We start from the raw sequence: 6,075 nt of genomic DNA, 5'->3' as shown, positions 1-6,075 counted from the left end.
CAAGGGGCCGGTGTCTGTCGAGCAGACCGTCCGGGCATTGGGCAGCATCCTGGAGCATCATGTGCTTGCGGCACCGGGACAGCTGTTCTGGCGAATAGGCGTCGTGCAGCCGGCAGAAGCAGTCAAATCACCCGATCACGGCACGGTCACCTGACTGAGCACCTGCATGTCCCAAACGCGCGCCAGAGCACTCGGCTCAATCCAGCAGGTATGATGCCTGCCTCAAGCGCTCAAGCCGAGCTGTCTGGTTCCTTCTACCTGCACCGCAATGTCTCGATCGTCATCCACTAGCATGTAATGATCCCAGGGTGATCATGTGTCTGCGGGGCGCCCACCTATGATGCCTGGTCCTCTGCCTCCACATCTCGTTGAGTAGTTTGGCCCAGTACGAGCGAGTGATGGCGGGAGTGGCGGCAGCGAGGCACTGGGGCAGACCACCGACACTCAGTCAGGAGCAGGTCGAGCAGGTTACCAGCGCCTTGAACAACGGGGCCAGCAAGGCCTCGATCTGCTGGAGCTTCAAGGTGCCGCGCTCCACCCTGCTTGATACGCTTGGGGGAGGGGTGGGGTGGACGATGGTGGCCGGGATCTAGCTGCCGACCGAGCCAACTACCAGACGACCTGATCACCGTGTCTAGGGGCTGAACTGGCGCTAGTGGCACGCTGGCGGCAGTTACCGATCGAGCCTTCATCCGTTTACGCTCTTTCTGCGACGCCACTGGTCGAAGATGACGACCAGGACGATGACTAGACCCTGGACGATCCGCTGCCAGAACGGGCTGACGTTCAGGAGGTTCAGGCCGTTGTTCAGGACGCCGATGATCACGGCACCCACCAGCGAGCCGATCACGCCGCCTTCGCCGCCGAACAGGTTGGTCCCGCCGATCACCACGGCCGCGATCGAGCGCAGCTCCTCGCCGTCCGCCATCAGCGCATTCGCGGAGTTCAACCGGCCTACCATGATGAGGCCTGCGATCGCGGCGGTGAGGCCGGAGATCATGTAGGCCAGGATCTTGGTGCGGCCGATGTCGATGCCGGAGACCCGTGCCGCTTCCCGGTTGCCGCCGACCGCGTAGATCGCGCGGCCAAGGGCCCGGTAGCGCAGGATGTAGAAGCCGACGAGGGCTACCAGCACCGCGATGATGGCGCTGATCGGCATGCCCAGGACGGAGCCGCTGCCGGCCTGGATCAGGGCCGAGGGCAGGGCGGCACCGCTCGACATCGACTGGAAGGACGGGACCGGCAGGCCGTCCGTCACGATCAGGGCCACGCCGCGCAGGACGGTCATGGTGCCGAGCGTGGCGATGAAGTCGGGGATCTTGAAGCGCGCGATGATCCAGCCGTTCAGTGCGCCGCAGGCGCAGCCGACCAGGAGGCCGATCGTGATGGCGACGGGTGCCGGCAGGATCCCGAAATCGTGGCCGAACAGGACGAGCGGGCTGGTCAACAGGACGGTGGTGACGCAGGCGGACAGGGCCGCGACGGCCGCCACCGAAAGGTCGATGCCGCCGGTCAGGATGACGAAGGTCTGGCCGATCGCCAGGATCGCCGTGAAGGCCGACTGGCGGGTGATGTTGAACATGTTGTCGACGGTCGCGAAGTGCGGCGTGGCAATGGACAGGAAGGCGCAGAGTATCAGGAGCGCGATGAACGGCCCACCGCGGAGCAGGAGGTCGCGGTAGCGGGCGCCGGCACTCTGTGACGCCACCGGGAGAGTACGCTCAGAAGCCATCTCTTCGTTTCTTTCAGCTGGCGTGGCGCAGGAGGGCTTCCTGGCTCAGTTCGTGGCGCGCGAGTTCGGCCGACACGCTGCCGCCGCGCATCACCAGGACGCGGTCGGCCATGCCGATCAGCTCGTTCAGCTCGGAGGAAATCATCAGGACGGACATGCCGCGCTTCACCAGCTCGCCCATCAGCGCGAACACGTCGGCCTTGGCCCCGACATCGATGCCGCGGGTCGGCTCGTCGAACACCAGGATGCTGGCACCGCTCGACATCCAGCGGGCCAGGATGACCTTCTGCTGGTTGCCGCCACTGTAGAATCGCACGGGGTTGGTGGTGGTGGCCGGCCGGATCTTCAGGTCGGCGACGTAGCGCTCCACCTCCTGGCCTTCCCGCTTGTGCTGGAGCGCTGACCAGAACGAGCGGTTGCTGAGCCAGGGCAGGGAGAGGTTGGGGCCCACGGTAAGCATCGGCACGAGGCTCTGCCGCCGGTCACGGGTCAACAGGCCCAGTCCTTCCGCGATGGCGTCCGCCGGTGTCGTAATCCCCTTGTCCTTGCCGTTGACCCGGATCCTCCCGTGGCTCTTCTGCAGGCCGAACAGGGCCGCGGCGACCTCCTCCTGTCCGGCTCCCATCAGGCCGAAGATGCCAAGGATCTCGCCCTTGTGCAGGGTGAATGAAAGGTCATCGAGCGTGCGGCCGGCCTTCAGCCGCTCCACCTCCAGGACCGGCGTTCCCTTCGCCACCACGGGCTTCGGGAACTGGTCCTTCAGCGACCGGCCGACCATCATGCCGATGCAGGTGTCCTCGTCCGCCTGCTCGGGCAGGATCGTGCCGACGACGCTGCCGTCCCGCAGCACGGTCACCCGGTCCGCGATCATCGGAATCTCGGCCAGATGGTGCGAGATGTAGATCATGCCCACGCCGCGCCCCTTCAGGCGGCGGATGACGTCGAACAGGCGCTCGCGCTCCGAATCGGACAGGGCCGAGGTCGGCTCGTCCAGGAGCAGGATCTCCGGGTTGCTTTCAAGGACCCGGGCGATCTCGACCAGCTGCTGCTCGGCAATCTGCAGCCGGCCCACCGGTGCGCGCGGATCAATGAACACGCCCAGGCGCCCGACCGCCTCGGCGGCTAGCTCATAGGCCCTATTCCAGTCGATCTGGCCAAAGCGTGTAGTCGGCATGCGGCCGAGGAAAAGATTCTCAGCTACGGTCAGAGCAGGCACCAAGCTCAGCTCCTGGTGGATCAGGCCGATCCCGAGCGACTTTGCGGTCTCAGGCGTGAGGCCGGACACCTCGTGGCCACGCACCACGATCCGCCCGGAGGTCGGCGCGTACTCGCCGGCCAGGATCTTCATGAGCGTCGACTTGCCGGCACCATTCTCGCCCAGCAGCATCTGGACTTCGCCTGCCAGAAGCTCCAGCGAGACACCTTTGAGGGCGCGCACGCCCACGAACTGCTTCTCGATCGATTCGAGTCGGAGGAGGACCTGTGCGCCGGACGAGTTCACGGCCGATAGGTTCAAGGCGCTCGCCATCACTACCTGTTCCGGGAAAACCGTGTGGTGGGATGGGGCTCCGCCGTGAACAGAGCCCCTTGCTCAAGCGACAGTGCTCAGCCGGACTTCTTGCAGTTCGCCCGGATGGTGTCCCAGTCGATGTCGGGGAGCTGCGGGTCCGGATAGAACTCGCGGGCATTGGCGACATAGACGGTCCGCGGGCGGATATCGAAGGTCGCTGGAGTTTCCTCCTGGCAGGCGAGCTGCACCGCAAACTTGGTGCCGAACCAGCCCCAATCGGCGAAACCGTGGGTAGTCTCCGCGACGAGCCGGTTATTGGCGATCTGGTCGACCGACTCCGGCGTCACGTCGTTGGTGAACACTGCAACTTTGCCTGCGCCCTGCTCGTGCGGCTGGTCGGCCAGCTGCAGGCGGTCGGCATTGCCAAGGGCCAGCATCGCGCCCAGGCCCATCTCGTTGGACGCCGCCCAGATGAAGTCCAGGTCCTGGCCGGCGCTCTGCATGAAGTCCTCGGTGCAGCGTGTCGCCTTCTCGCGGTTCCAGTCGGCAGCACAGGAATTGCCCACGATCTCCACGTTCGGGAATTGTGCCATGACCTCGCGGAAGCCGTTGAGGCGAGCCGTCGAATAGAAACCGCCGGCGACGCCCTCGATGATGACTCCCTTGGCCTTGACCTTGGCCCGCTCCGCCTCGGGCAAGTCCGCATATGTCTTCTTCCAAAAATCCAGGTCGAGATAGTCGCCGGGCTTCACTGCGACCTTCGTCCCGGTGCCAAGCACGCCTGGGCCACCGAAATAATCGGCCACCGAGTAGGCGCTGACCATGCCGCCTTGGGTATTGTCGAAGCCGATATAGGACGCGATGTCGAGGCCCTCGATCGGCTCCAGCAGGTTCACCACGATCACCGGAATACCCGCCTCGCCGGCCGCAGCCAGAGCTGAACGCACCGTCTGGACTTCCGAGGGCGAGACCGCGATCACATCGACCCGGCGCTGGATGAAGTCCTCGATGATGGCGACCTGATCGGCGAACGCCAGGTGGCTGGTAGGAGCGCGGGTGATGATCTCGACCTCAAAGCCGTGCTGCCTCGCATCGGCCGCCGACTTCTCGAAGAAGTCGGTCGCTGTCTTGAACACGCCGGTGATGTCCGGCGGCGCCCAGCCGATCGTCACCTTGATGGGCTCCTGGGCCTGCGCCTGACCGATCGCAGCACCGCCCAGGAGCGATGCCGCCATGCCTGCCGCGACGGCCACCTGCTTCGTGATCGATCTCATCCGCTTTCTGTCCCCGATCTGGCGCAACGTCATCGTTGCGTGCCTGCGGCTTGTCGCCTTTCTTTGATCATGGCCGGTCTAAGGTTTCCGCCAGGGAAGTCCGTCGGGCCGGTCATGCGCTGGGCGAGCCTAGGTGAATCATGCGGTGATGCAACCGCCGGCAGCGGCGGGCGGCGTCATCCCAGGCTGGGTCAGAAGGCATAAGCCTTGTCGTGTCCGACATCTCAGCTTGCCTCTAGCCCGATGGTGCCCAATCTAGCCGCCTACGGGCCGCGGCCGGCCTCGCCTGGGCCCGCAAGCCGACCGAGCGTCCCGCCGGGGAGATCCGCCATGTCGAACGACAAGCACTTCGTTCCGCCAGGACCGCTCGGGTTTGGCGGTGCACCGCTGGGCAACATGTTCGCAGAAATCTCAGAAGAGGATGCCGATGCCACCCTGGTCGCCGCCTGGGATGCCGGCGTCCGTCACTTCGACACGGCTCCCCACTATGGCTCCGGCGTCTCCGAGCACCGCTTCGGCCACGCCCTGCGCCGCTATCCGCGCGACCAGTTCGTGCTGTCCACCAAGGTCGGCAGGCTGCTGCGGGCGGATGAGAGCAAGGGAGGCCAGCAGGGCCCATTCATCAACTGCATGCCGTTCCGCAGCGACTACGACTATACCGCCGACGGCGTGCAGCGCTCGCTTGAGGACAGCATGCAGCGCCTGGGCATGGCGCGCATCGACATCGTCTATATCCATGACTGCGCGGAAGATCATCATGGCGCTCATTGGAAAGAGGCGTTCAGGACCGCCATGGAAGGCGCCGCCGTGGCACTGACCCGGCTACGTGAGCAGGGCGTGATTCGGGCCTGGGGCCTGGGGGTGAACCTGGTGGAGCCCTGCATCCTTGCCTTGGAGCAGGCCGACCCCGACGTGTTCCTGCTGGCCGGCCGCTACAGCCTGTTGAACCAGCCGGCGCTGGACGAGTTCTTCCCGCGCTGCGTGGAGCGTGGCGTCCATGTGGTTGTCGGCGGCCCCTACAATTCCGGCCTGATCGCCGGGGGAACGACCTTTGAGTATGTCGAAGCACCACCCGACAAGGTCGCAGCCCGCGACCTTATGCGCGCGATCGCGGAGCGCCATGGCGTCAACCTGCGCGCTGCCGCCCTGCAGTTCTGCGCCGCGCACCCGGTGGTGGCTGCAGTCATTCCTGGCACGAAGAACGCGGAGCGCGTCCGGCAGAATGCCGAATTGATGAAACAGCCTATTCCGACGGCGTTCTGGCAAGAACTCAAGAATAGTGGCGTGCTGCCGGAGGCAGCACCGACGCCAGCCGGTTGAACAGTCGGCTGGCAAGCTTTCGGATAGGATGCGTGGAGAAGAGAACAAAACCGGCTCAGCTGTTCTGATAACCAGCTAAGGCTCGTTAACTCCTTATATTTCTCTCTGTCTGCATCATGAGCTGCGGATCGAACACTTAGAGCGCTTAACAAAACCACCTCATCACGAACTTGAGGCAGATCAGGCTGGCGGCGAGCAGGTGGAAGCCCTGGAGAATGTCGAGGCGCCGCTCGTAGCGG

5 protein-coding genes are annotated in these 6,075 nt (G+C 64.8%); 2 read left to right on the top strand and 3 right to left on the bottom strand.

The genetic code is table 11. From position 1 onward, the window contains the following. Positions 1 to 398: 398 nt before the first annotated feature. Positions 399 to 593 carry a helix-turn-helix domain-containing protein gene (locus tag VHL31_RS12520; RefSeq protein ID WP_329661552.1) on the top strand — a complete coding sequence of 65 codons (195 nt, stop codon included), beginning with the start codon at positions 399 to 401 and terminating at the stop codon, positions 591 to 593. A gap of 95 nt (positions 594 to 688) precedes the next feature. Here the strand turns inward: VHL31_RS12520 and VHL31_RS12515 are convergent, their stop codons facing one another. The 3 genes from VHL31_RS12515 to VHL31_RS12505 all read right to left on the bottom strand — a co-directional run bounded on the left by VHL31_RS12515 (position 689) and on the right by VHL31_RS12505 (position 4,516). Continuing rightward, complete coding sequence (locus tag VHL31_RS12515) at positions 689 to 1,732, bottom strand: ABC transporter permease (RefSeq protein ID WP_329661551.1); 1,044 nt, start codon at positions 1,730 to 1,732, stop codon at positions 689 to 691. A 13-nt stretch (positions 1,733 to 1,745) separates the two neighbouring features. Continuing rightward, positions 1,746 to 3,260, bottom strand: coding sequence for a sugar ABC transporter ATP-binding protein (locus tag VHL31_RS12510; protein WP_329661550.1), 1,515 nt, complete (start codon positions 3,258 to 3,260; stop codon positions 1,746 to 1,748). A gap of 77 nt (positions 3,261 to 3,337) precedes the next feature. Next, positions 3,338 to 4,516: a sugar ABC transporter substrate-binding protein gene (locus tag VHL31_RS12505; protein ID WP_329661549.1), complete on the bottom strand. Its 1,179-nt coding sequence runs from the start codon at positions 4,514 to 4,516 to the stop codon at positions 3,338 to 3,340. Positions 4,517 to 4,846: 330 nt separating this feature from the next. Here VHL31_RS12505 and VHL31_RS12500 point away from each other — a divergent pair, with 330 nt between their 5' ends. Next, positions 4,847 to 5,836 (top strand): aldo/keto reductase, encoded by a 990-nt coding sequence (locus tag VHL31_RS12500; protein ID WP_329661548.1) that lies wholly within the window; start codon positions 4,847 to 4,849, stop codon positions 5,834 to 5,836. Positions 5,837 to 6,075: the final 239 nt, after the last annotated feature.

It is taken from the genome of Geminicoccus sp. (assembly GCF_036263595.1).
Taxonomy (GTDB): domain Bacteria; phylum Pseudomonadota; class Alphaproteobacteria; order Geminicoccales; family Geminicoccaceae; genus Geminicoccus.
Note: the sequence above shows the minus strand (reverse complement) of the source record. Positions and strands in the feature narration are given on the sequence as shown.